The organism is Pseudomonas sp. GW821-FHT01C01, assembly GCF_059422645.1.
The window spans coordinates 12,313-37,844 of the sequence record NZ_JBWKXF010000026.1 but is presented as its reverse complement, the minus strand read 5'-3'; the positions used below and the strand labels follow the sequence as shown (position 1 = coordinate 37,844).

Below are 25,532 nucleotides of genomic sequence, written 5' to 3'. Positions count from 1 at the left end.
TCTTACATGAAGAGTGTGTCAGCAATGCGCGTCAAAGCGTCGCGATATACCCCGCCAATCGATGGGGCTGGTAGAATCGGCGCCGGTTCACATGAGGTTTTTCCATGCACGATCCCCACAGCGAGCGCATGAGTGGCAGCGAGACCCGCGCAGCAAGCGGTCTGGCCCTGGTGTTCGCCTTCCGTATGCTTGGCATGTTCATGGTGTTGCCGGTATTGGCGACCTATGGGATGGATCTGGCCGGGGCTACACCGGCCCTGATCGGCTTGGCGATTGGCGCTTATGGCCTGACGCAGGCCGTTTTCCAGATTCCTTTCGGTTTCATTTCCGACCGCATCGGTCGACGCCCGGTGATTTACCTGGGCTTGGTCGTCTTTGCCCTCGGCAGTCTGCTGGCAGCCAATGCCGATTCGATCTGGGGCGTGATCGCCGGGCGAATCCTGCAGGGCGCCGGGGCGATCTCCGCGGCGGTCATGGCCTTGCTGTCGGACCTGACCCGCGAGCAGCACCGGACCAAGGCAATGGCCATGATCGGCATGACCATCGGCCTGTCGTTTGCGGTGGCCATGGTGGTCGGCCCGCTGCTGACCCGCGCCTTCGGGTTGTCCGGGCTGTTCCTTGCCACGGGCGGCATGGCCTTGTTCGGCATCGTGATCGTGATGTTCATGGTGCCGCGCTCAACCGGCCCGTTGCAGCACCGCGAATCCGGTGTCGCGCGCCAGGCGCTGATCCCGACACTCAAGCACCCGGACCTGCTGCGTCTGGACCTGGGCATTTTTGTGTTGCACGCGATGTTGATGTCCAGCTTCGTCGCCTTGCCACTGGCGCTGGTCGAGAAAGCCGGGCTGCCCAAAGAGCAGCACTGGTGGGTGTACCTGACCGCGCTGCTGATTTCTTTCTTCGCCATGATCCCGTTCATTATCTACGGCGAGAAGAAACGCAAAATGAAACGAGTTTTACTCGGTGCCGTCGTGACGTTGATGCTCACTGAGCTATTCTTCTGGCAGTTCGGCGATAGCTTGCGGGCTCTGGTGATCGGTACGGTGGTGTTCTTCACCGCATTCAATCTGCTGGAAGCTTCGTTGCCATCGCTGATCAGCAAGGTTTCACCGGCAGGCGGCAAGGGCACGGCGATGGGGGTTTATTCCACCAGCCAGTTCCTCGGCTCGGCACTGGGGGGAATCCTCGGTGGCTGGCTGTTCCAGCATGGCGGTCTGTCGGTTGTGTTCCTCGGATGCGCCGGTCTGGCTGCCCTCTGGCTGGCCTTTGCTGTTACCATGCGCGAACCTCCCTACGTCACAAGCCTGCGCTTGCCGTTGTCGCCCGAGGCGATCCGCGAAGCGGGTCTGGTTGAGCGCCTGAAGGCGGTCGTAGGGGTAACAGATGCAGTCATCGTCGCAGATGAGGCGGCGATTTACATCAAACTGGACACCGAACTATTGGATCGCACCACCCTTGAGCGCCTGGTGAACAACCCGGCCGAGGCAGCGTGCGTAGCCTAGGAGAACGTTATGGCCCGTGGGGTTAACAAAGTCATATTGGTCGGCACTTGCGGCCAGGATCCCGAAGTTCGCTACTTGCCTAACGGTAATGCCGTGACCAACCTGAGTCTGGCGACCAGCGAACAGTGGACCGACAAGCAAACCGGTCAGAAAGTCGAAAAAACCGAATGGCACCGTGTGTCGATGTTCGGCAAAGTGGCGGAAATCGCCGGCGAATACCTGCGTAAAGGTTCGCAGGTGTACATCGAAGGCAAGCTGCAGACCCGCGAGTGGGAAAAAGACGGTATCAAGCGTTACACCACCGAAATCGTGGTCGACATGCAAGGCACCATGCAACTGCTGGGCGGCCGTCCACAGGGCGACCAGCAGGGCCAGGGTGGCGGTAACAACTACCAGCAATCCGCTCCGCGTCAGCAGGCTCCGCGCCCGCAGCAATCGGCACCGCAGCAGTCGCGTCCGGCACCACAACAGGCCGCACCGCAGCCGGCTCCGGATTTCGACAGCTTTGATGACGATATTCCGTTCTAAAGCAGCTGCAAGCCTCAAGCTACAAGCAGCAAGCTGACAAAACAAAACCCGCACTTCGGTCTGAAGTGCGGGTTTTTTATGGGCGGTGAAATTTAGTTGCAGACTCAGGCCGCGATGAACTCGTCGGTCGACACCACGCTGGCATACGCAAAGGCCAGGGACGACATAAAGGCCGCATGAACCTGCGCCGCCGGAACCGTTACGCCATTGAATTCCAGGTCACGGGTCGCGCAGGCATCGTGGATCACGGTGACCTTATAGCCAAAATCCGCCGCCGCACGGGCAATGCCGTCGACGCACATGTGGCTCATGCTGCCCACGATCACCAGCTCCTTGATGTCTTGCTCGTCGAGGATCGATTTCAGCCCGGTTTCGCGAAATGAATTGACGAAGTGCTTGAGCACCACCGGTTCGTCGGCGCGGTTGAGGACTTTGGGGTGCAGCTTCGCGCCTTCGGAGTTCGGGGTAAAAAACGGCGCCTCTTCGGTGGTGAATTCGTGGCGGATGTGCACCACCGGATCCCCCGCGTCGCGGAAGGCCTTGATCAGGCGTGCGGCGTTGTCGGCGGCGGCGTCGGCGCCAACCAGCGGCCACTTGCCTTGGGGGAAGTAGTCGTTCTGGATATCGACTACGATGAGCGCTTGCTTGGTCATGACTGTTTCCTCGAAGTGTGTGTTGGCGTGGAATGAAGTATTGGCTCTGGCAGGCGATCCGGGGATTGGCCGCACCGACAATAGAAGGGGGAAAACTGACAATGGACGCAGAAAGGGCAATCGCCGAACTGGGGGTGTTGATCTATCCCGGGGCGCAGATGGCGGCGGTGCATGGGTTGACGGATTTGTTCGGGGTGGCGAACCGGATCGCCGCCGAACATCAGTCTGCAGTGTTGCCGCTGCTGCGGGTCAGCCATTGGCAGGTGGAAGGCGATCAGGCGCCGGTTCGGGTCTTCGACAGCCATCCTGGCCCGGACCGCGCGCTGGTGGCCGTGTTGATTCCGCCGTCGATCACCGGTTTTTCCGAGGACAAGGCGCCACAGGGATTGATCCATTGGTTGCGTCAGCAACATGCCAGTGGCGCGACGCTCGGCGGGGTTTGCGTGGGGTCTATCCTGTTGGCCGAAAGCGGTCTGCTCGATGGTCGCAGCGCCACCACCCACTGGACTTCGGCCAAAACCTTCGCCGAACGTTATCCGGCGATCAGGCTCAAGGCCGATACGCCGATTGTCGATGACGGCGACCTGATTACCACCGCCGGGCTGATGGCGTGGTCCGAACTGGGGTTGCGTCTGGTCAACCGGCTGTTGGGGCCGAGCATCGCCACCAACACCGCGCGTTTTCTGGTGGTGGAGCACAGCGACAGCGCCAGTGAGTGCGGCAGTAACTTTGCGCCGATCCTCAGTCATGGCGATGCCGCGATCCTCAGGGTGCAACACTGGCTGCAAAGCACCGGGGCAACCGACGTATCGCTGGCGGCGATGGCCGAAAAGGCTGGGCTGGAAGAACGCACCTTCCTGCGCCGCTTCCGCGCGGCCACCGGACTCAAACCCACCGAATACTGCCAGCATCTGCGAGTCGGCAAGGCCCGGGAAATGCTCGAATTCACCAACGGCACCATCGACCATATTGCCTGGACGGTGGGTTATCAGGACCCCGGGGCGTTTCGCGCGACGTTCAGGAAAATCACCGGGCTGGCGCCGAGTGATTATCGGACGCGGTTTGGGGTGACACCGGGTGTTGCCGCACGATAGTCCCATCACCACAAATCCCCTGTGGGAGTGGGCTTGCTCGCGAAGGCAGAGTGTCATTCACCGCAAATGTTGACTGAAAGTCCGCATTCGCGAGCAAGCCCGCTCCCACATTGGTTCTGTGCCAGTCTTGAGTCGTGCAAAATGCCGGCATATCAAAGGGCATCGTGCAGAATAAAACAGGCCCCATGCCATCATGTTTTACCCAACCGGCTGATTTGAAAACCGTTTCCCTGCGCTGCGCCTTGGCCTGATCTCTGCACCCCTTCAGCTACATTCATCAAGCGTCGATTGAAGGGGGATACATGACCCCAACAAACCGCAAGAAACAGGTGGTCGCCCATTCCGTGCTCGCCGACGCACCGCTGCATGAAGTCGAAACCAACCGTGCGTTGGCCCGTTGGCTGGCGCAGATACTGGGGCTCAAGTATGGCGGCAGCTACGACCCGCAGTTGCACAGCGGGCGGGACCACTACCTGTTGCCGACCCAGACGCTGGTGGGCGCTGCGGCTGCCCGGCAACTGGGAGTCAAGGGGCCGGAGGATTTGTGGGGCGGCTATGTCGACCACGACTTCATCTGTACCAAAGCCATCAGTCACGGCTTGTTGAACCACCATGCCCATGCCCCACCAGGTTGGGCACCGTTGTTTTCCGAGCGGGTGCGCAGCGTAGTGCTTGATGGCCTCAGCGTGTTTTCCGTGAAAGATGCACGGCCGGCGGCGGAGCATTTGTTGTGCGCCGGGCCGATCCGCCTGAAGCCGATTCATGACTGCGCCGGACGTGGACAGGAAGTGATCAAGAGCCTCGACGAATTCGATGAAGTGCTTGCCAGGCCAGAGGCTGAGGCTATGTTCACCGAAGGCGTGGTGCTCGAACAGGACCTGGAGCAAGTGGTGACCCACAGCGTCGGCCAGAGTTTTATCGGCGGCAAGGTGCTCAGTTACTGCGGTGAGCAATACCTGACCGAAGACGCGCAGGGCGATGCGGTGTATGGCGGTTCCGATCTGCTGGCGGTGTCCGGTGGCTATGACCAATTGCTCAAGCTGGATCTGCCGGAAGACGTGCGCCTGGCGATCCATCAGGCACAGGTTTTCGATAAAGCCGCGGATGAAGCCTATCCGGGCTTTTATGCTTCGCGGCGCAACTACGACATTGCCCAGGGTATTGGCAGCGACGGCCAGCGGCGCAGTGGCGTGCTCGAACAGTCCTGGCGCATGGGCGGTGCCAGTAGCGCCGAGGTGGCGGCCTTGCAGAGCTTCGTCAACGATCCGGGGATGCGCGCGATTCGTGTGTCGTCGGTGGAATCCTACATCGAGCGGCCGCTGCCGGCAGATGCCATCGAGGTGTACCGCGGGCCGGCGCAGACCAATGACTTTCTCCTCAAGTACGTGACGGTTGAATCCTATGACGGCTAGAAGCGAATCCATTCAAATCGACATAGACAATGAACAGATGAGCGGGACTTTTCTGAGTCCGAAATCGAAGGTCCCCGGCGTGCTCTTCGTGCATGGCTGGGGCGGTAGTCAGGAACGGGACCTTGATCGCGCCAAAGGCATCGCCGGGTTGGGCTGTGTGTGCCTGACGTTTGATCTGCGCGGGCACACCGGCGGCACCGGTGGCACCGGCATTCCATTGTCCCGGGTGACCCGGGAAGACAATTTGCGTGATCTGCTGGCGGCCTATGACCGTTTGCTCGCGCACCCGGCCCTCGATACCTCGGCGATTGCCGTGGTCGGCACCAGTTACGGTGGTTATCTTGCCGCGATTCTGACCTCGCTCAGGCCCGTTCGCTGGCTGGCGCTGCGGGTGCCAGCGCTGTATCGCGATGAGCAATGGCACGCGCCGAAACGCGATCTGGACAAGCTGGATCTGCACGATTACCGAAGCACTCTGGTGTGCGCCGACAGCAATCGTGCCTTGCATGCCTGTTCGCTATTCACCGGGGATGTGCTGTTGGTGCAGTCGGAGACCGACGACTACGTGCCCCATTTGACGATCATGAGTTACCGCGCGGCGTGCCGGCAGACTCACTCGCTGACCCACCGCATCATCGACGGTGCCGACCATGCCTTGAGCGACCCGGTTTCACAGCAGGCTTACACCTCGATTCTGGTGGGCTGGATTACCGAGATGGTGGTGGGGGAGCGGTTGAGCATTATTCAATCATCCTGAGATTTGCGCTGTGCTTGCGGACGCCTTCGCGAGCAAGCCCGCTCCCACAGTTGATCGTAGGCGAGCACAAAAAATGTGTTCACCGTGGCTTCCTGTGGGAGCGCGATGGCGTCCTCACCCGCACCGCCAATCACCTGGGTTTCTTCGCAATCCGCAACGACTTGGCCTTGGCCTCCACCAGCAAATACATCACCAGGGCAATCAACAACGGCAGGATGAAGTAAATCGCCCGATAGGCCAGCAATCCCGCCACCAGGCTGCCCCGCGAAACCTCGTGTTGCAGCAGCGCCACGAACACCGCCTCGAGCACGCCGAGCCCGGCCGGGATGTGCGTGATGACTCCGGCGATGGCGCTGATCAACAACACGCCCAGCACCAGTGGATAGTCGAGCTTGCTCGGCAGCAACGTGAAAATCACCGCCGCCATCAGCGACCAGTTCAGCGCCCCGAGCGCCAGTTGCAGCACCGCCATGCGCAACGACGGCAGGTCAATCTCCAGGCCGCGAATCGCCCACTCCCGACGCTTGGCAAACCGGCACGCCGCCAGGTACCCGGCGCTCAGCAGCAATAACAAGACCCCCACGCCTTGCAGCGCACTGCTGCTGAGTTTCCAGCCCGGCGGCATGCGCACCAGCCCGCTGCTGAACACCGCGCCGGCAATCACCATGTAGCCGAACCAGTTGGTCGCCAGGCTCAGGCCAAGGATTTTCGCGATGTTGCTCTTGCTGACCCCGAGCCGCGAATACAATCGGTAACGCATGGCGATGCCGCCGACCCAGGCGCTCAGATTCAGGTTGAAGGCGTAGCTGATGATCCCCACGGGCAGGATCTGCTTCCAGGTCAGGTTCTGACGGATGTAGGTGCGGCCGATCAGGTCGAAGCAGGCGTACACCAGAAAGCTCAGTAGCGTCAGCCCCGACGCAATGATCAGCGTGCGCACCTTGAAATCGGCCAGGGTATCGAACACTTCGTTCCATTCGATGCGCTGGGCGAGCATCGTGAACAGCACGATCAGCGTCAGGAAAAACAGCATCGTCAGCGGTCGTTTCCAGCTGCGCCAGTGGGACTTGCCGGGGCTTTTTACGTGAGTTGCCGCGTGGGTCTCAGCGCGATTCATGGTCAGCACTCCCGGTCGGAGGAGGGACGGGTTTCAGGCGAGGTTTATGCGCCGGCAACCAACCGGCCCACGCCGGGAAATGCCGCAGGAAGTGAAACACCAGAAAGCCGATGGTCATGTGCCAGACACGCCCGCGTGGCGCGATGTCGGGAGCCATGACCGTGCAGTGGTTATCGCTGAGGTCTTCCAGGCGATCGAACAGATGACGATTGAAGTCGCGGTCGCGGATCAGCACGTTGGCTTCCAGATTCATCGACAGGCTCAACGGGTCGAGATTGCTCGAGCCAACGGTGCTCCAGTCTTCGTCCACCAACGCGACCTTGCCGTGCAGCGGGCGGTCGCAATATTCGTAGATCTTCACGCCGGACTTGAGCAAGTAATCGTAGGTCATGCGCGCTGCGAGCCTGGCCACCAGCATGTCTGGCTGGCCCTGCAGGATCAGCCGCACATCCACGCCCCGGCGCGCGGCGTTGCGGATCTCGCGCAGCAAGCGGAAACCGGGAAAGAAGTAGGCGTTGGCGATCACCACTCGCCGCTGTGCCTGACGCAGCACCTGGCGATAAACCTCTTCGATGTCGCTCGGGTGTTCCCCGTTGTCGCGGTACACCAGCCGCACCTGGCCATCATGATCGTTGAGGGCCAGTTCCGAACGCCGCACCCGGCGCCGCTGCCACCAGTATTTGGCCCGCACCGGGCGACCGCATTGCAACAGGGCGAAGTGATGGATGTCGGCCACGGCCGGGCCTTGCACTTCCACCGAATAATCCTGCTTGGCCTCGGGGCCGAAGTCGGCCAGGTGATCGGCGGAAAAATTGATCCCGCCGATGAAGGCAATGGTGCCGTCCACCACCACAATCTTGCGGTGCAAGCGCCGGAACCAGTTGGTGCGGATGCCCAGGCGTTTCGGTGCCGGGTCAAACATTTGCAGGTGTACGCCGGCCGCGGTCAGGTCGGTGAGGAACCCGGTACTCAGTTCGCCGCAGCCAAAGCCGTCGAGGCTGACGGTGGTGCGCACGCCACGCTGAGCGGCTTCGATCAGAATCTGTTGCAGCTCATTGCCGACCTTGTCCTCGAACAGGATGAAGGTTTCCAGCAGGATTTCACTTTGCGCCCGGCGCAGGGCTTCAAACACCCGGGGAAAATACGCTTCACCGTTTTCCAGCAACTCGACGCGGTTGCTGCCTTGCCAGCCGTATTCGACATCGACCGCTATCGGCTCGCGGTTGGGCGGAGCGGGGATGTGTTCCAGCGTGACTTTTTCCATCGGCTGGCCGCTCATAGCTCGATCTCCACCGACAGCGGGGCGTGGTCGGAAAGGTGCGACCAGGGCCGGATTGTCAGCACGCGTGGATGACTGGCCTTGAGGTTGCGTACGTAGATGCGGTCCAGGCGCAATACCGGCAAGCGCGCGGGGAAACTGCGCGCAGGTTTGCCATGGTGTGCGGCGAAGACTTCACGCAAACCGATGGGCTTGAGCAACGCATCGGCGCGCTGGCGCCAGTCATTGAAGTCTCCGGCGACGATCACCGGGGCGTCGCCGGGCAGGGCGTCCAGACGCTGGGCGAGCAATTTCAGTTGTGCCGTGCGGTGGGTTTCGCGCAGCCCCAGGTGCACGCAAATGGCATGTACCTCCTGGCCGTCGCCGGGCAAGCGCAACACGCAATGCAAGAGCCCGCGGTTCTCGTGCCCGCTGATGGACACGTCGAGGTTGTCGTGGCGGATGATCTGGAATTTCGACAGCAGCGCATTGCCGTGATCGCCCGCCGGATACACCGCATTGCGTCCATAGGCGAACTGCGGCCACAGGGTGTCGGCGAGGAACTCGTATTGCGGCATCGTCGGCCAGTTGGTGTAGCGCTTGGGGTGCTGCTCGTGGGTGCCGTGGACTTCCTGCAAAAACACCACGTCGGCAGATACGCTGCGCACCGCTTCACGCAGTTCTGGCAGGATGAAACGCCGGTTGAACGCGGTGAAACCTTTATGGGTGTTGATCGTCAGCACCGTGAAACGACAAGTGACGGACGGACTCTGTACTCGCATGTCGGTTGCGTTTGAGTGTGCGGGAATACCGGTGTGATTCGCTGTCATGTCACCTGCCACCTGACTGCACCTGTTTTTGGATGACTGCGGGGCAGTGGCGAAAGTTTCGATGGGGCTACGGACGGTACACAGTCAACGCATCACAACAGATTCAATGTGGGAGCGGGCTTGCTCGCGAAAGCGGTGTGTCAGTCACCTCATTGTTGAGTGTGCTGACGCCTTCGCGAGCAAGCCCGCTCCCACAGGGTTTATCAGTGTCCCGCTATAACGCGCGCGGAGCCCTCAGCCGGTTCGGCGAACACCGGGCCGAGGCGATCAAGACGTCCACTCCACGCGGTCAATGCCAGCGCCACCAGCACCACCAGGCCACCGATCCACGCGGTATGAATCAATCCCATGTGGGCGACGATCAGGCCACCGCCCCAGGCGCCACCGGCAATGCCGAGGTTGAACGCTGCGATGTTCAGGCCGGATGCCACGTCCACGGCGTGGGGCGTGTGATGTTCGGCCTGGCGCACCACGTACACCTGCAATCCCGGCACGTTGCCGAATGCCACGGCGCCCCAGACCAGTACGGTGGCCAGCGCCAGCCAAGGATTGCCGGCAGTGAAGGTCAGCGCGAACAACACGGCGGCGAGCAGGGAAAAAATGATTTTCAGGGCGCTGATCGGACCGCGTTTGTCCGCCAGTTTGCCGCCCCAGATGTTGCCGACGGCCACGGAGATGCCGTAGACCAGCAACACCAGGCTGACGGCGCTGGCACTGAAGCCGGAGAGGTCCTGAAGAATTGGCGCGAGGAAGGTAAAGGCGGTGAACGTGCCGCCGTAGCCGACTGCCGTCATCGCATACACCAGCAACAGGCGAGGTTGCTTGAGCACCTGCAATTGCTGCAAGAACGACGCGGGTTTGCTGTGGGCGATATTTTTCGGCACGTAGATCAGGCTGCCGATGAAGGCGATGACACCCAGTGCCGAAACGGCGAGGAAGGTTTCACGCCAGCCGAAATGCTGGCCGATGAATGTCCCCAGCGGCACGCCGGTGACCAGTGCTACGGTCAGGCCGGTGAACATGATGGCAATTGCGCTGGCGGCTTTTTCCTTCGGCACTAGACTGGTGGCGATGGTCGAGCCGATCGAGAAAAATACCCCGTGGGCCAGGCCGGTGACGATCCGTGCGAGGATCAGCGACTCGTAGCTCGGTGCTTGCCACGCCAGCAGATTGCCGAGGGTGAACAGCACCATCAGCGACAACAACAGCAATTTGCGCGGCACCTTGCCGGTGAGGGCGGTCAGCACCGGGGCGCCAACGGCGACGCCAAGGGCATACAGGCTGACCAGCAGGCCGGCGGATGGCAGGCTGACGCCGAGATCGGCACCGATGGTGGGTAACAGGCCAACGATGACGAACTCGGTCGTCCCGATGGCGAAGGCGCTGAGGGTCAGCGCGAGCAGGGCAATGGGCATGGCTGCAACTCCGGTGGTTGATTCGATGGAGCGCAGTGTCGGGATTTTGCTCGTGCGGAAAAATACAGGGATGGACATTTGATATTTGCCCTGGACGCAAAGATCGCAAGAGCGGGTGTTAGTCTGTGGCGAGGGAGCTTGCTCCCGTTCGACTGCGCAGCAGTCGTTAACCCATTGCATGCGGTGTATCAGATGTTTCCGAACGGTAGGTTTTGGGGGCGCTTCGCACCCCAACGGGAGCAAGCTCCCTCGCCACATGGCGGATCGCCATCCGGATATCCAGAGGCAATGCCCGAACTTGCCCGGCATTTCTCGATCAGTTCCTTACAGACACAGCCAAAGGAGCGGGTGCTTTGATCAGGCTCAAGAGCGCGATACTGCTGGGGGCGTTACTGCTTCTGGGCAGCGAGGAACTGGAAGCCGCCGCGATACCGGGGCTGCCGGCCGCCGCGACCGCCGCGACACCGCCGGCCCACCCCGAGCCGCTGGTACAGGGCGGCTTGCTCGGTGCCATCAGTTCAAGCATTGATGAGGTCCAGACCAAACTCGATCTCAACGAAAACCTGGTCGACGCCTGGCGCCTGCGTGCCGATCGCGCAGCCGAAGAAGTGGATCAACTGGTCAATCACTCATCGGCCCGCTCGAGCTGGAGCGTCGCCGGGGATTTCCTGTTGTTGACCTGCGTGTGGGCGGCCGTGTTTGCCGGGCTTTGGCTGCTTGGGCGGCTGACCGTCAGACGCCTGTGCGAACAGCGTTTACTGCTCAGTCGCGAACGGGGCCAGGCGTTGCTCGGTTACGTGCTGCCCTACGCCCTTCCGGCGGTGATCAGTTTGCCGTTGACGATTTATGCCAGCCAGTTTTTGCCGATATCGGCCGGCCGGGCGCTGGCGCTGTGTTTGGCTTATGCCACAAGCGCGGGGATCTTTGCCGCGTCCTTGGTGATGTCGCTGATGGTGGTGTTCAATGCCGGCCACAAGCGCCGGGCGGTGCAGATCATCCGTGAGAAAAGTCCCCGGCCGTTATTCGGTATCGGTTTTCTGGTGGCCTTGAGCGATGCGCTGACCAGTCCGCAGATCTCCCTTCAACTGGGCAGCAACCTCACCAGCAGCATTGCGGTGTTCACTGGGCTGGCGGCCTCGATTTCATTCGGCTTGCTGGTGATTCGCATGCGTCGCCCGGTGGCCCATGTCATCCGTATCCTGCCGTTGGCTCAACGGCTCAGCCAACCGGCATTACGTGAAACCCTGCGGATTTTTTCCGGGCTCTGGTATTGGCCGATTCTGTTGATGGTGCTGGTTTCGGTGATCAATCTGGTGGGCATTGGCGACGACAACCAGAAAGTGATGCGCAGCGCGTTGTTCACCACCGTGCTGCTGATTGCGACGGTGTTCCTCAGCACCACGCTGCATCATCTGTTCAAGGCGCGCAGCGAGTCGGATCTGCGCCGCAGCGGTGCTTACAAGGAGCGCTTCCTCAACCTTTCCCACGCCTTGCTGCGCATCGGCATGGCCGTCGTCTTTATCGATATTCTCGGCCGTATCTGGGGCGTGTCATTGTTCGAGTTTGCGGTGAGCAATGCCGTGGGCCGGGCGATCAGTGATTCCCTGAGCCACATCGGCCTGATCCTGCTGGTGACCTGGATGGTCTGGGTGGTGCTCGATACGGCGATTCAGGAAGCCCTGAAACCACCGGCCAACAAGCGCTCGGCGCGCCAGCCGAGTACGCGGGTAAAAACCATCCTGCCACTGCTGCGCAACGCGATCAAAATCATCCTGGTGGTGATTTGCGCGATCACCACCATGGCCAACCTGGGGATCAACGTTGCACCGTTCCTGGCCGGTGCCGGGGTCGTCGGGCTGGCGATCGGTTTCGGCTCACAGCAACTGGTGCAGGACGTGATCACCGGACTGTTCATCATTATCGAAGACACCCTGTCCATCGGTGACTGGGTGGTGCTCGATTCCGGTCACGCCGGCACGGTCGAAGGCTTGACCATCCGCACCTTGCGCCTGCGTGATGGCAAGGGCTTCGTGCACTCGGTGCCGTTCGGCCAGATCAAGGCCGTGACCAACCAATCGCGGCAATTCGCCTATGCGTTTTTCTCGGTGCAATTCACCTACGACACCGATGTCGACAAGGCCATCGAACTGATCCGCGAGGCCGGGCATTCCATCAGCAGCGACGCGTTCCTGCGCTACAACCTGCAAGGGCCGCTGGATGTGTTTGGCGTCGACAAAATGGACCTCAACGGCGTGGTGCTGACCGCGCAATTCCGCACGGTGTCCGGTGGCCAATATGCAGTGAGCCGGGCGTTCAACCAGCGTTTGAAAAAGCTTGTGGATAACTGCCCGTGGGTGCATTTCGCGCAGACTTATCCACAGCAGGCGCTGGTGCCGCGGCATCCCCTCGAACCACCGCTGGAGTCCGGGGCTGAGCCGGAGCATGGGGCGGTGTTGATGCCGGATCGGCCGCGGTCTCAATAGCAACACCCCTGTAGGAGCTGGCTTGCCAGCGAAGGCGCATGGTCAGGCAACATTGATGTTGAGCCTGACGGCCTCTTCGCTGGCAAGCCAGCTCCTACAGAATCAGTTTTTTATGTATTTCAGCGCCCATCTGCTGATCCAGTTCCTCCCAGAACTGTTGCTTGCCGGCAATCTCGGCAGCAACCGGCAAACCATCGCGATACACCAGCCGATTGCTCGCCAGCGCCGGGACTTTCGCGCCGGGCAATAGCGTGCCGGCGAGGTTCAGCGGATCGACCCCGCACACCGCGACCAAACTCCCGTCATGGGGCCGACGTCGCACCTCCCGCAGCAATGGAATCGCCTCGGGCAGGGCGAATTGCTCGCCCGCCAGGCCACTGACAAAACGCCCGCCGCGAATGTCGCCGCGTGCCTCCAGGCGATGGAAAGTACGTAGCAGTTCACGCCAGCTCGGCAGCCAGTCCGCCTCACGTTCCAGTAACCGCCAGAACACCACACCGTAGCGCCGCAGCAAGGTCATGGCGACGTGTTCCAGGGTGTCGCCCGGCGTCGGTGCGGCACGCTGGTTTTCCATCACCGGCGCGGCAGGCGCGCGGCGCAACAAGGCCCAGCGCCCGGCGTCGTCCATGCCACCGATAAATGCCCCGCGTCCGCGCCGACTGTTGCGGGTCTGGCGCTTGCTGACCGGGGTGATCAGTGCGCGCAATCCGGCGAAGCTGTCGGCATTCACCAGCCCCGCGCCCACCAGTTCCTGCAGGGCGATTTCCAGCTCCGAACGCAGCAGGTGGGCCTCATGGATCAGCTCATCGAAAAACAGTGCGCCGTGCTGGCTGAGGGCGGCGTGGACTTTTTGCGTTTTCGGCGACAGTTCGCTGACCGGCGTCTGCTCGGTCAAGCCGCTCCAGAGTCCGACCCGGTTGCGCGGCAGCAACACGATCGGCGTACTGCGTAGCGCGGTGCTGGCGCTTTTGTTGTGTGCAGTCAGGCGCGTCCACACCAGTCTGCCGCTGCGACACAACTCATCCAGCCAGGTCGCCGAGTAGTCCTTGATTCGCGTCGGCAGGATGTCGCTGTCCCAGGCCGAGGCAGCGGCGGGGTAGCCTTCAAATTGCGCAATAACGGCTGGCAATACTGCCGCGCCCTGGCCCTGGCTCGCGGTCGACACATGCTGCCAGTCGAACAGGAATCGCATGAAGTCCTGCAACGCCACCGGTTCGATTTCCCGACGCAGGCGCTTGACCGTGTAGCGGTGAATCCGCGCCAGCAAGTGCCGCTCGCACCATTCTTCCCCGGTGGTTCCCGGGGTGAAGCGGCCGCGCAGTACGTAGCCTTCGCGTTCCAGTTGCGCCAGGGCCTGGTTCACTTGTGCGGCGGGCAAACCGAGTGGTTCGGCAATCCGATTGAGCGCAAGTGGCCCGAAGGCGCTGAGCCGCGCGCGGACCAGTTCGAGTACGGCTTCGTCGGGTTCCCAGGCTTCATCGAAGTCCGGCAGCGCTTGCAGGGGGGGCGTCAATTCGGCTTGTGGATAGATCGCCCTCAGGCAAGTCAGGCGCTCCAGCGCCAGCCACAGCGATTGTCCGGCATTGATCTGCAAACGGCTCGCGCGTCCGCTGTCGGCCAGGGTATTGAGCCAGTCGAGCCACTGCAGGTTGGCGCGAGCCTCTATATCGGTGATGCACGCCAGGCTCATCAACGCTTCGTGCATTTCATCGACACCGCAGGGCGCTGGCCAGGCTTCGTCACGCACGGCGGCAATCGCCTCGGCGTCCAGCGCACCGAGATCGTCGGTGGATTGCGGGTCGCTCCAGCGGCGATTGAGCACCGCTTGGGTGCGTCGCTCCTCCAGCGGTGCATCGTCGAGGAAGGTGTAGGGGCGGGCGCTGAGAATCTCTGCCGCCAGCGGCGAAGGCGCCGGCAAGTCGCGGCTGATCAGGCGAATGTCGCCGCATTCCATGCGCCGCAACAGTGCCAGCCAACCTTGGGTGTCCATGGCGTCGTGCAGGCAATCGTCGAGGGTCTGCTCCACCAGTGGATGGTCGGGAATCTCCCGTTCGCCGGCGAGGTTTTCCACGCAGGCGATCTGATCGGGAAACACGCTGGCGATCAGGTCTTCGCTTTTCATCCGCTGGATTTGCGGCGGGACTTTGCGCCCGCCGCTGTAGCGCGGCAGGGCCAGGGCCACGCCGGCATTCCAGCGCCAGCGCACGCCGAACAGCGGTGCGTCGAGCACGGCTTGAATCAGGATGTGCTCGGCGCTGTTGCTGTGCAGGTAGCGCCAGACATCGTCCAGTTCAAAACTGTGGCTGGTGGACAGCGACAGCACGATGGCGTCTTCGCTGGCGGCGGCCTGCAATTCGAAGTTGAAGGTGCGACAGAAACGCTTGCGCAGGGCCAGGCCCCAGGCACGGTTGATGCGGCTGCCGAACGGTGTGTGAATGACCAGTTGCGTGCCGCCTGACTCGTCGAAAAAACGCTCCATCAACAGCGTGTCTTGCGATGGCAGGGCACCCAGTGTCTGCCGTGCGCGGGCCAGGTAGTCCACCAGTTGTTCGGCGCTGGCGACGTTCAGGCCCAGGGTCTCGATCAGCCAGTCGAGTGCTGGCTGCAAGTTGCCAGGCATGGCACCCAGCAGGTCGTCGAGTTGTGCCTGCAAGCGCGCCACCGCCGAGGACAATTCGGCGCTGCGCCCCGGCGCTTCACCGAGCCAGAACGGGATGGTCGGCGGTTGGCCCTGGGCATCCTCGACCCGAACCTTGCCGGTTTCCACACGCAGGATTCGATAGGACGTATTGCCCAACTGGAAGACATCCCCGGCAATGCTTTCCACCGCGAAGTCTTCGTTGATGGTGCCGATGTTCAGCCCTTGAGGCTCCAGCAGCACGCTGTAGTCGGCGTTATCCGGAATGGTCCCGCCACTGGTCACCGCCGTCAGTTTCGCGCCACGGCGACCGCGCAGGGTGCGGTTTACGGCGTCGCGGTGCAGGTAGGCGCTGCGGATGCCCTGACGCCCGTTGTAGCCCTCGGCGAGCATCTGCAGCAGCGCCTGGTAGTGTTTGTCGTCGAGTCCGGCGTAGGGCGAGGCACGGCGCAGCATCTCCAGCAGCGCTTGCTCCGGCCATTCCTGGCAACTGACCTCGGCGATGATCTGCTGCGCCAGCACGTCCAGCGGCGCTTGCGGGATCAACAAAGTGTCGAGTTCACCCCGGCGCACGCAGTCGAGCAACGCGGCGCACTCGATCAAATCGTCGCGGGTGGTGGCGAACAAACGGCCCTTGGGCGTGCCGCCGACCTGGTGTCCGGAGCGGCCGACCCGTTGCAGAAAACCGGCAATCGATCGCGGCGAGGCGATCTGGCACACCAGGTCGACGTCGCCGATGTCGATCCCCAGCTCCAGCGACGCCGTGGCGATCAGCACTTGCAGGTCGCCGCGCTTGAGTCGCTGCTCGGCGTCCAGGCGAAATTCCTTGGCCAGGCTGCCGTGGTGGGCCGCCACGGCGTCCTTGCCCAGGCGTTCGCTCAGGTGACGGCTCAGGCGTTCGGCCAGGCGCCGGGTGTTGACGAAAATCAGCGTGGTCCGGTGCTCGCGGGCGAGGGTGGCGAGGCGGTCGTAAACCAGTTCCCAGACATCGTTGGCCATCACGGCCGATAGCGGCACGGGCGGCACTTCGATGTCCAGGTCGCGGGGGCGGGCGTGGCCGATATCGATGATCTCGCACGGACGGTCGCGACCGACCAGGAAGCGCGACACCGCTTCGATGGGTTTTTGCGTGGCCGACAGGCCGATGCGCAGAAGCGGCGCCGGGCAGAGTGCTTGCAGGCGTTCGAGGCTCAAGGCCAGATGACTGCCGCGTTTGCTGGCGGCCATGGCATGGATCTCGTCGATGATCACCGTTTGTGTGGTGCCGAGCATCTGCCGGCCGGAATCAGAGCCGAGCAGCACGTACAGGGATTCCGGGGTGGTCACCAGGATGTGCGGCGCCGTCTTGCGCATCGCCGAACGGTCTTTTTGTGGCGTGTCACCGGTGCGCACGGCGGTGGTGATCTGCAATTCGGGCAGGCCCATCACGCGCAATTGCCCGGTAATGCCGGCCAGTGGGTTTTGCAGGTTGATCTGGATGTCGTTGGACAGCGCCTTGAGCGGCGAGACGTAGACCACCAGGGTTGCGTCGGGCAGGCCTTCGGCGGATTCCAGGCCGCGGTGCACCAGGTCGTCGATGACGGCGAGAAAGGCCGTGAGGGTCTTGCCGGAGCCGGTGGGCGCGGCGATCAGGGTCGAGCGGCGCTGGCGGATCAACGGCCACGCCCGGGCCTGGGCGGCAGTGAGCGCCGGGAATGTGTGGCTGAACCAGGCGCTGACGGCAGGGTGAAAGCCGCTCAGGGCACTGTCTGCGGGGATGGGCAGGTTCATGCAGCAAGTTATGCGGGTGGGGGCTGAAGATGCAAGTACCGCTCGGGATCTCTATTGGCTGACAGGGCCTCTTCGCGGGCAAGCCCGCTCCTACAATGGATTTGTGTACGCCGGCCACTGTAGGAGCGGGCTTGCCCGCGAAGAGGCCAGTCCAGGCACCGCAAAAGTCGGACATCTACACTTTACGGGTGACGGTTGCGCACTAAACCCGCAAAATGCAACGATTCCGGCAATTATCTACGACGCCGCCTGAGCGCGGTGTCGATAAAGCCATCGTTCCAATCAGACTGGGCCTGCTGACTCTATGCGAATGCGCCTTATGTTACTGGGCGGCGGAAATGCCCTTGGGCAGGCGCTGATTCGCCTCGGTGCGGAGGAAGACATCGGTTTCCTCGCCCCCCGCCCGCCCGAAAACGGCTGGGATGCCGCGAGCCTGACACAACTGCTCGACGACACCCGTCCCGATGCGTTGATCAACCTTGCCTACTACTTCGACTGGTTTCAGGCCGAAGCGGTCAGCGAACAGCGCCTGGCCGGGCAAGAGCGCGCGATCGAGCGTCTGGCGGAACTGTGCCAGCACCACAACATCGTTCTGCTGCAACCTTCGAGCTATCGAGTATTCGATGGCTCCCGCGCCACCGCCTACAGCGAAAAAGACGAACCGGTGCCCCTGGGCCAGCGCGGCCAGGCCTTGTGGCGGATCGAACAAAGCGTTCGCGCCACCTGCCCGCAACACGTGCTGCTGCGTTTCGGCTGGTTGCTGGACGACAGCCCGGACGGCGCCCTTGGCCGCTTTCTCGCCCGTGCCGAACAACCCGAAGAACTGCTGATGGCCGATGACCGGCGCGGCAATCCGACGCCGGTTGACGATGCCGCCCGCGTGATTATTTCAGTGCTCAAGCAACTCGATTGTGCCGCGCCGCTGTGGGGCACCTACCACTATGCCGGGCATGAGGCGACCACGCCGCTGGCGCTGGGGCAGGCGATTCTGACCGAAGCCCGCAGCCTGCATCCGCTGGCCATCGAAGCCCCGACCGCCCAGGCCCACGCCGCGCGTCCGGATGCAGCCGAAGAACCGCAACACGCGGTATTGGCCTGCAAAAAAATTCTGCACACCTTCGGAATCAAACCGCGCGCCTGGCGTGCGGCGCTTCCCGCTCTACTGGACAGGTTCTATCGCCATGGCTGACGGTCCCGTTTTGATCACCGGCGGTGCCGGTTTCATTGGTTCGCACCTGACTGACGCCCTGCTTGCCAAGGGCCATGCGGTGCGAATTCTCGATGACCTGTCCACCGGCAAGCGCAGCAATCTGCCGCTGGATAATCCCAGGGTCGAACTGATCGTCGGCGACGTGGCCGATGCGGCTGTGGTTGCCCAAGCCATGACCGGTTGCAGCGCCGTGGCGCACCTGGCCGCCGTGGCTTCGGTGCAGGCCTCGGTGGACGATCCGGTGCGCACGCACCAGAGCAACTTCATCGGCACACTGAACGTCTGCGAAGCCATGCGCCAGACCGGGGTCAAACGCGTGCTGTTTGCTTCCAGCGCGGCGGTGTATGGCAACAATGGCGAAGGTGAGTCGATCGACGAAGACACGCCCAAGGCGCCGCTGACGCCTTATGCGGCGGACAAACTGGCCGGTGAGCATTACTTCGATTTCTACCGCCGCCAGCATGGGCTGGAGCCGGTGATTTTCCGCTTCTTCAACATCTTCGGCCCGCGCCAGGATCCGTCCTCGCCGTACTCCGGGGTGATCAGCATTTTCAGCGAGCGCGCGCAAAAGGGCCTGCCGATCACGGTGTTCGGTGATGGCGAGCAGACCCGGGATTTTGTCTACGTCGAAGACCTGGTCGACTTGCTGGTACAGGCCATCGAAAAGCCCCAGGTCGAAGTCGGTGCGGTCAACGTTGGCTGGAACCAGGCGACGACTCTCAAGCAGATGCTCGAAGCGCTCGAAGCCGTGGTCGGCCAGCTGCCGCCAGTGAGCTACGGCCCGGCGCGCTCCGGTGACATCCGTCATTCACGGGCGGACAACCGGCGTCTGCTGGAGCGCTTTCACACCTCCTCGCAAACGCCGATGAGCGTGGGGCTGGCGCGGTTGCTGGGGCGCTGAGGATCTTGCAGATACAAAAAAGGCGCCTTTGACAGGCGCCTTTTTTGTGGCCGGAATTTGCGTTAAAACGGACGCAATCCCTGTGGCGAGGGAGCTTGCTCCCGCTCGACTGCGTAGCAGTCGCAATCCAGGCAATGCGGTTTGTCTGAGTCACCGCTTCTGCCGGTTTTGGGGCTGCTTCGCAACCCGACGGGAGCAAGCTCCCTCGCCACAACAGCCTCATTCACCACCACGTGAACGTTCGTTAGAACTTGTAGCCCAGGCCGACCATGTACACAAACGGATCGACGTCGACGTTGACCTTGGCGCGGGTGCCCGGTGCAATTGAGTTGTTTTCAACGGTGGCGCGGGTGTCGATGTCGATGTAGCGCACCTGGGCGTTGAGCAGGATGTTGTCGGTCAGCATGTAGTCGGCACCGACCTGCCAGGCCAGGCCCCAGGAGTTCTTCGCCTTGAAGTTGCTGAAACCGGCGGATTTGGCTTCGCTGCTGAGGCTTTCGTCGTAGATCCAGGTGTAGTTGATGCCACCGCCGACGTACGGCTGGAAGGCTGACTTCGAATCCAGCGGGTAGTAGACCACGCTCAGGGTTGGCGGCAGGTGTTTCAGGGAGCCGAGTTTGCCGTTGGCAGCCGGCAGGGCAGTGCCTTTGAGTTTCACGTCATGCTCGAACGGAGTGGCGGCGAGCAGTTCGATCCCCCAATTGTTGGTGAGCATGTAGGCGAAGTTCAGGCCCAGCTGCGTGTCACTGTCCATGGTCGCCTTGCCGCCCAGGTTGGTACCGGCCAGCGGCCCCTGATCGACCTTCACACTGGAGCTGTCGGCCTTCGGGTTAACGGTGATGGCGCCCGCACGAAGGATGATGTCACCCGCCTCGTGGGCGTGGGCGAGCGGGGCTGCGAGCGCGAGGGCAACCAGCGTAGCGCTGAGCATGGACTTGTTCATGGGGGCTCCAGAGGACGTTAAAAGTGTTCGATGTCCAATGGTAAGTTGCCTAACGAATCGGTCTTTTGATGCAGCTCAATGAATGTGGGAAGGGGTTGGACTTTGTAGTGATTTTGATGGCCCCTTCGCGAGCAAGCCCGCTCCCACAGGGGGAACGCATTCCAATGTGGGAGCGGGCTTGCTCGCGAAGACGGCATTTCTAACAACACAAAACGACCGGATTCACTCCGGCAATTCATACAGATAAATCTTCTCCGCCTCCATCTGATACCCGGCATCCGCCAACTCGCTGGTGGACGCCTTGACCTGCAACGCGCCCTCGATCCAGTAAGGCTGATACAACTCGTCGAGCTTCACGCCGACTTCGCTTTTGACGTGCACGATCTGGTTCGACGGCGGTGGCGGTACGTGGATGCAGGCGCCGAAATACGGCACCAGCAGAAACTCCGTGGTGCGTCCTTCCTCGCTCACTTCCAGCGGCACGATGTAGCCCGGCAGGCGAATGTTCTGGCCATCGAGGGCCTTGACCACCGGTGCATTGGGCATGTCCTGCTTGGCGGCGGGTGCCGACTCGGCCGACAGCGCGTTGCTCATCTGCGACAGGTCGTGCAACGGCGTCATGTTCGGTACTTCTTTCGGCGCATCCGGCGGAATCATCTCCGACCAGGTCAGGTCTTTTGGCTGGGCCGCCCACAGGGGCAGGGCGACCAGCATCAACAGCGCAAGTACAGCGCGGGGCATTTTCAACGTCCTCATAAGCGGATCGACAGGCCATCGGCCAGGGATTGGCGATAGGCGCGCCAGGCCGGCACGCTGCCCATCAGCAGCGCGGCGATCAGGATGCCACCGAGCAGTGTCCATTCATACTCGCTGGGCCAGGACAGTGGCAGGTACAAACCGTAATTGGCCTGCACATAACCCTGGGCCGCCGCGATGCACACATACAGCAACGCCACGCCAGCGATCACACCCGACAGCGCCAGGGCAAAGGCTTCGAGCACCAACAGCGTCGCGATGTGCCAGGGGCGTGCGCCCACCGAGCGCAGGATCGCCATTTCCCGGCGTCGCTCGTTGAGGCTGGTGAGAATGGCTGTGAGCATGCCGATCAACCCGGTCAACACCACAAACAGCGAAACCACGAACAAGGCTTTTTCTGCCGTGCCCATCAAACTCCACAGCTCTTGCAGCGCCACGCCCGGCAGGATCGCCAGCATCGGCTCGCCGCGGAATTCGTTGATTTCGCGCTGCAGGGCAAAGGTTGAAATCTTGTTGTTGAGGCCGAGCATGAATGCGGTGATCGCTTGCGGCGTCAGGTCCATGTTGCGCGCCTGATCGGCCGTGATACGACCCTCGCCACGGGCCGGCACGCCGTTGTGCCAGTCGATGTGAATCGCTTCCATGCCGCCGAGGCTGATGTGCAGCGTGCGGTCCACCGGCGTGCCGGTGCGCTTGAGAATGCCGACCACGGTGAACGGCTTGTCGTCGTGCTTGACCAGGCTGATCGCCGCCACGCCGTGAGCCAGCACCAGTTTGTCACCGAGTTTGTAATGCAGCGCATCCGCCACTTCGGCACCGAGCACGACTTCGAACGGGTCGGTGGCGAAGGCCCGGCCATCGGCCAGTTCCAGGTGTTGCTGGCGGCCGTACTGGTAATGCTCGAAGTAGGCTTCGGTGGTGCCCATCACCCGGTAGCCGCGATGGGAATCGCCGAGGGACATCGGGATCGCCCACTTCACTTTCGGGTTGTTGGCGAAGTGTTCGAAGCTGTCCCAGCGAATATTGTTGGTGGCGTTGCCGATGCGGAACACCGAGTACAGCAACAGGTTCACCGAGCCTGAGCGGGCGCCGACGATCAGGTCGGTGCCGCTGATGGTGCTGGCGAAACTCGCCTTGGCTTCGGTGCGCACGCGCTCCACCGCCAGCAACAGGCACACCGACAAGGCGATGGCGAACGCGGTGAGGATCGCGGTGAAACGGCGGTTAGCCAGGCTGGCCATGGCTAGACGAAACAAATACATCTCAAACCTCGGACGGGGTGGCGGCGCGATTGAGTTCGGCCAGCGACAGGTTGTGATCGAACAGCGGCGCCAGGCTCTGGTCATGGCTGACGAACAACAGGCTCGACCCGGCTTCGCGGCACTCGGCGAACAGCAGGCGAATGAAGTTCTCGCGGGCGTCGTAATCGAGGGCCGAGGTCGGCTCGTCGGCGATCACCAGTTCCGGTTGGCCGATCAGCGCGCGGGCAGCGGCGACCCGTTGCTGCTGGCCGATGGACAGCGAGTCGGCGCGGCGACCGAGGATGTTTTCATCCTTCAAACCCAGGTGGGCGAGTAGCGTGGCGGCCGCTTTGTCGACGCTGCCGTGTCGCTGTTTCGCCCGTTCGGCACGCAGTTTCGAGAAGTGGCAGGGCAGTTCGACGTTCTCGCGCACCGACAGAAACGGCAGCAGGTTGAACTGCTGGAAAATGTAGCCGGTGTGATCGACGCGAAAGTGGTCGCGGGCGCCGGCCGAAAGCTGCGTCAGCTCCTGGCCGAGCAGACGGATGCTGCCGCGATCAGGCTTTTGCACGCCGCCAAGCAGGCCGAGCAGGGTGGTCTTGCCACTGCCGCTGGGGCCTTTGAGGAACAGGGTCTCCCCGCGCTCCAGGCGAAACGCCGGGATGTCCAGCAGTGGCGGGTGACCGGGCCAACTGAAGCCCAGATTGGACAGTTCGATGAGTGCTTGGGTCATGTGAAACCGGTCAGGTTGGTGGTGAACCCTTGTGGGAACGGGCTTGCTCGCGAATGCGGTGTGTCAGAGACATTGATGCAAACTGATACGGCGCCTTCGCGAGCAAGCCCGCTCCCACATTTGATTTGCGGTAGATCAGAATTTCAGGGCGGCAGCCTTGGCCGTCACTTCAACGCCTTGCTGCCCGCTCGGGCCGATCAGTTGTACCTGAATTTTCCGGGTGGCCGGGAACGTGTTGAACATGTTCGCCAGGTCCAGGGTCTTCAATGCGTCTGGTGTGGCGCAGGTGAACTGATAGCGAGCGTGGATTTCGCTGTGATCATGGTGATGTTCGTGGCCGTCTTCGTCCTTGGCGTCTTCATCATGGTCATCGTCGGCATCGGGCTGGTCACCGAACAACGGGCTTTCCAGTTCCTGGTTTTCCACCACGCAACCGGCGGCTTTTGGCAGGTTGAACAGGGCCAGCGGTTGCTCAAGCCGGGTACGTGCGGCGACGACTTTGGCTTTGTCTGCATCGCTGGTGGCGACGTGCTCGAAACCCACCAGGTTCATGGCCGGACTTTCCAGCTCCAGCTCCAGGGTCTTGCCGTCCAGCACAGCGTTCAGGCGCCCCACGCCATGTTCGTGGGCACCCAGGCTGCCATGCTCATGATCGTGTTCGTCGGCAGCATGGGCGACAACCAGCGGCAACATGGCAAACGGCAGAGCGAGAAGCAGACGGCGCATGGCGAGTCTCCGAAAAGTAAAATGAAGAAATTGTTATGTAATCTTATAACGTAAGTGCGGAGAGTTTGACTGCCTGCTTGGCGTTGCACAAGTCCCATGGGAGCATGCAGGGAAGAAATGTGCGGGAGCAGACTTATGTTGCGAATTCGCGGAAGCATCGGCGACTGGCCGGTGGATTTGACCCTGGAAATGGACGACGCGGACTGGGCGCGACTAGGGGCGCAGTTGCAGGTGGAAAAATCCGCAGTCAGCGCGCCGGCGGCGAAACCGCTGAATCAGGATGATGCGCTGTGGCAGATCGCCAGGGATTTGCTGCGCAAGGCCGGGCAGTTGAGTGGACCGGATCTGCTCGATCAGCTGGAAGGATTGACTGGCAGCGCGGTGGCGGGCAAACGCCTGCTGGTGCGTTTGCGCCATTGTGCGGATGTGAAAGTGGAAAGCGGCGGCGATACACCGTTGTACCGCTGGTTGTTGTAGGAGCGAGCTTGCTCGCGAAGGGCGTCAGGGCACCGCAGTCATACAGGTAGCCCTCATTATCGTTGACGCCCATCGCGAGCGAGCTCGCTCCTACAAGGTGGCGCTTAGTACAGCGCAGCAAACAACTTGCGACGGTACGTGCTCACCAGCGGATGATCATTGCCCAGCAACTCGAACACCTGCAGCAAGGTCTTGTGCGGCAAGCCTTCGCTGTAAGTGCGGTTGCGGATGAACAGCTTGAGCAATGCATCCAGCGCGGCGTCGTACTGCTGACGGGCCAGTTGCTGGATGGCCAGTTGATAAACCGCTTCATCGTCCTGGGGATCTTTCGCCAGCCGGGCCTTCAGGTCGGCGGCATCCGGCAAGTCCCTGGCCAAACCGAGAAACTTGATCTGCGCCTTGGCACCGGCCAGCGCGGCCTTGTGCTCGTCGCTCTTGACCGCATCCAGCACGGCTTGCGCTTCGCCCAGTTCACCGCGTTCGGTCAGGCAACGGGCGTACAGGATCAGCGCCTTGGCGTTGGTGTTGTCTTCACCCAGCAGCACTTTGAGCAGGGCTTCGGCATCGGCAAAGCGGCTTTCATCGAACAGCGCCTGGGCCTGTTCGAACGGATCGGCGGCGGCCGGTGGCGGCATCTGTACATGGGGCTCGAGCAGGGCGCGAACGGCGGATTCCGGTTGTGCACCGGCAAAACCGTCGACAGGCTGGCCGTCCTTGAACAGCACCACGGTCGGCAAGCTGCGGATGCCGAAGCGGGCGACAATGTCTTGCTCGATGTCGCAGTTGACCTTGGCCAACAGCAATTCGCCCTGATAGCTCTCGGCAATGCTCTGCAACATCGGCATCAGCACTTTGCAGGGCGCACACCATTCGGCCCAGAAATCCACCAGCACCGGTTTGTGGAAAGAGTTCTCGATCACCGACTGGTCGAAATCGGCAGTCGTGGCGTCGAAGATGTACGGCGTTTCCTGACTCATGGGCAATCTCGTAGAAGCGTGAATGGGGCAACTATACGGCTTGGTGGGGGGCGGCCGGAAGCGGGGTAGTCGTGAGAGGTATGTTGCCTGAACGGGCGCCTTCGCGGGCAA

General features: G+C 62.0%; 21 protein-coding genes. 9 read left to right on the top strand and 12 right to left on the bottom strand.

Annotated elements, in window-relative coordinates; all coding sequences use genetic code 11:
- The first annotated feature begins 104 nt into the window (after window positions 1-104).
- A complete protein-coding gene (locus tag AC07XF_RS16925) occupies window positions 105-1,502 on the top strand; it encodes an MFS transporter (protein WP_495027370.1) in 1,398 nt (465 codons plus the stop codon).
- A 9-nt stretch (window positions 1,503-1,511) separates the two neighbouring features.
- Window positions 1,512-2,030, top strand: coding sequence for a single-stranded DNA-binding protein (locus AC07XF_RS16920; RefSeq protein ID WP_007984430.1), 519 nt, complete (start codon window positions 1,512-1,514; stop codon window positions 2,028-2,030).
- Between the two features lie 104 nt (window positions 2,031-2,134).
- Here the strand turns inward: AC07XF_RS16920 and AC07XF_RS16915 are convergent, their stop codons facing one another.
- Complete coding sequence (locus AC07XF_RS16915) at window positions 2,135-2,683, bottom strand: cysteine hydrolase family protein (RefSeq protein ID WP_495027369.1); 549 nt, start codon at window positions 2,681-2,683, stop codon at window positions 2,135-2,137.
- Window positions 2,684-2,784: 101 nt separating this feature from the next.
- On the opposite strand from AC07XF_RS16915, the gene AC07XF_RS16910 reads away from it, so the two are divergent.
- From AC07XF_RS16910 to AC07XF_RS16900, 3 genes are all read left to right on the top strand, one after another.
- Window positions 2,785-3,777, top strand: coding sequence for a GlxA family transcriptional regulator (locus AC07XF_RS16910; RefSeq protein ID WP_495027368.1), 993 nt, complete (start codon window positions 2,785-2,787; stop codon window positions 3,775-3,777).
- A 302-nt stretch (window positions 3,778-4,079) separates the two neighbouring features.
- On the top strand, window positions 4,080-5,189 hold the full coding sequence (locus AC07XF_RS16905; protein WP_495027367.1) for a DUF3182 family protein: 1,110 nt from the start codon (window positions 4,080-4,082) through the stop codon (window positions 5,187-5,189).
- Window positions 5,179-5,946, top strand: a complete 768-nt coding sequence (locus AC07XF_RS16900) for an alpha/beta hydrolase family protein (protein WP_495027366.1) — start codon at window positions 5,179-5,181, stop codon at window positions 5,944-5,946. The genes AC07XF_RS16905 and AC07XF_RS16900 overlap by 11 nt, the downstream gene beginning before the upstream one ends.
- Before the next feature lie 130 nt (window positions 5,947-6,076).
- Here the strand turns inward: AC07XF_RS16900 and AC07XF_RS16895 are convergent, their stop codons facing one another.
- The 4 genes from AC07XF_RS16895 to AC07XF_RS16880 form a co-directional block, all read right to left on the bottom strand.
- Entirely contained in the window at window positions 6,077-7,063 is a 987-nt protein-coding gene (locus tag AC07XF_RS16895; RefSeq protein WP_495027365.1) for a lysylphosphatidylglycerol synthase domain-containing protein, read from the bottom strand.
- Window positions 7,050-8,342 carry a cardiolipin synthase ClsB gene (gene clsB, locus AC07XF_RS16890; RefSeq protein ID WP_495027364.1) on the bottom strand — a complete coding sequence of 431 codons (1,293 nt, stop codon included), beginning with the start codon at window positions 8,340-8,342 and terminating at the stop codon, window positions 7,050-7,052. The genes AC07XF_RS16895 and clsB overlap by 14 nt, the downstream gene beginning before the upstream one ends.
- A complete protein-coding gene (locus tag AC07XF_RS16885; RefSeq protein WP_495027376.1) occupies window positions 8,339-9,103 on the bottom strand; it encodes an endonuclease/exonuclease/phosphatase family protein in 765 nt (254 codons plus the stop codon). The genes clsB and AC07XF_RS16885 overlap by 4 nt, the downstream gene beginning before the upstream one ends.
- 251 nt (window positions 9,104-9,354) lie before the next feature.
- On the bottom strand, window positions 9,355-10,566 hold the full coding sequence (locus AC07XF_RS16880; protein ID WP_495027363.1) for an MFS transporter: 1,212 nt from the start codon (window positions 10,564-10,566) through the stop codon (window positions 9,355-9,357).
- 353 nt (window positions 10,567-10,919) lie between these two features.
- Here AC07XF_RS16880 and AC07XF_RS16875 point away from each other — a divergent pair, with 353 nt between their 5' ends.
- A complete protein-coding gene (locus AC07XF_RS16875; RefSeq protein ID WP_495027362.1) occupies window positions 10,920-13,049 on the top strand; it encodes a mechanosensitive ion channel family protein in 2,130 nt (709 codons plus the stop codon).
- 94 nt (window positions 13,050-13,143) lie between these two features.
- Here AC07XF_RS16875 and AC07XF_RS16870 read toward each other — a convergent pair whose 3' ends face one another.
- Entirely contained in the window at window positions 13,144-17,457 is a 4,314-nt protein-coding gene (locus AC07XF_RS16870; protein ID WP_495027361.1) for a DNA glycosylase AlkZ-like family protein, read from the bottom strand.
- 304 nt (window positions 17,458-17,761) lie between these two features.
- On the opposite strand from AC07XF_RS16870, the gene AC07XF_RS16865 reads away from it, so the two are divergent.
- Window positions 17,762-18,646, top strand: coding sequence for a sugar nucleotide-binding protein (locus AC07XF_RS16865; RefSeq protein ID WP_495027360.1), 885 nt, complete (start codon window positions 17,762-17,764; stop codon window positions 18,644-18,646).
- Window positions 18,639-19,568, top strand: coding sequence for an NAD-dependent epimerase/dehydratase family protein (locus AC07XF_RS16860; protein ID WP_495027359.1), 930 nt, complete (start codon window positions 18,639-18,641; stop codon window positions 19,566-19,568). Before AC07XF_RS16865 ends, AC07XF_RS16860 begins: the two co-directional genes overlap by 8 nt.
- A 244-nt stretch (window positions 19,569-19,812) precedes the next feature.
- Here the strand turns inward: AC07XF_RS16860 and AC07XF_RS16855 are convergent, their stop codons facing one another.
- The 5 genes from AC07XF_RS16855 to AC07XF_RS16835 form a co-directional block, all read right to left on the bottom strand.
- Entirely contained in the window at window positions 19,813-20,511 is a 699-nt protein-coding gene (locus tag AC07XF_RS16855) for an OmpW/AlkL family protein (protein WP_007984444.1), read from the bottom strand.
- Window positions 20,512-20,733: 222 nt separating this feature from the next.
- Window positions 20,734-21,252, bottom strand: coding sequence for a DUF3299 domain-containing protein (locus AC07XF_RS16850; RefSeq protein WP_495027358.1), 519 nt, complete (start codon window positions 21,250-21,252; stop codon window positions 20,734-20,736).
- Between the two features lie 11 nt (window positions 21,253-21,263).
- Window positions 21,264-22,529 carry an ABC transporter permease gene (locus AC07XF_RS16845; RefSeq protein WP_116263835.1) on the bottom strand — a complete coding sequence of 422 codons (1,266 nt, stop codon included), beginning with the start codon at window positions 22,527-22,529 and terminating at the stop codon, window positions 21,264-21,266.
- A gap of 1 nt (window position 22,530) precedes the next feature.
- Window positions 22,531-23,241, bottom strand: a complete 711-nt coding sequence (locus AC07XF_RS16840) for an ABC transporter ATP-binding protein (protein WP_495027357.1) — start codon at window positions 23,239-23,241, stop codon at window positions 22,531-22,533.
- A 135-nt stretch (window positions 23,242-23,376) separates the two neighbouring features.
- Entirely contained in the window at window positions 23,377-23,967 is a 591-nt protein-coding gene (locus AC07XF_RS16835) for a DUF2796 domain-containing protein (protein ID WP_495027356.1), read from the bottom strand.
- A 135-nt stretch (window positions 23,968-24,102) separates the two neighbouring features.
- Between AC07XF_RS16835 and AC07XF_RS16830 the strand changes: the two genes are divergently transcribed.
- The gene (locus tag AC07XF_RS16830; protein WP_495027355.1) at window positions 24,103-24,444 is read left to right on the top strand and encodes a hypothetical protein; all 342 of its coding nucleotides are present in this window, start codon (window positions 24,103-24,105) and stop codon (window positions 24,442-24,444) included.
- A gap of 104 nt (window positions 24,445-24,548) precedes the next feature.
- On the opposite strand, the gene trxA is transcribed toward AC07XF_RS16830, so the two are convergent.
- The gene (trxA, locus tag AC07XF_RS16825) at window positions 24,549-25,421 is read right to left on the bottom strand and encodes a thioredoxin (protein ID WP_495027354.1); all 873 of its coding nucleotides are present in this window, start codon (window positions 25,419-25,421) and stop codon (window positions 24,549-24,551) included.
- Between the last annotated feature and the right edge of the window lie 111 nt (window positions 25,422-25,532).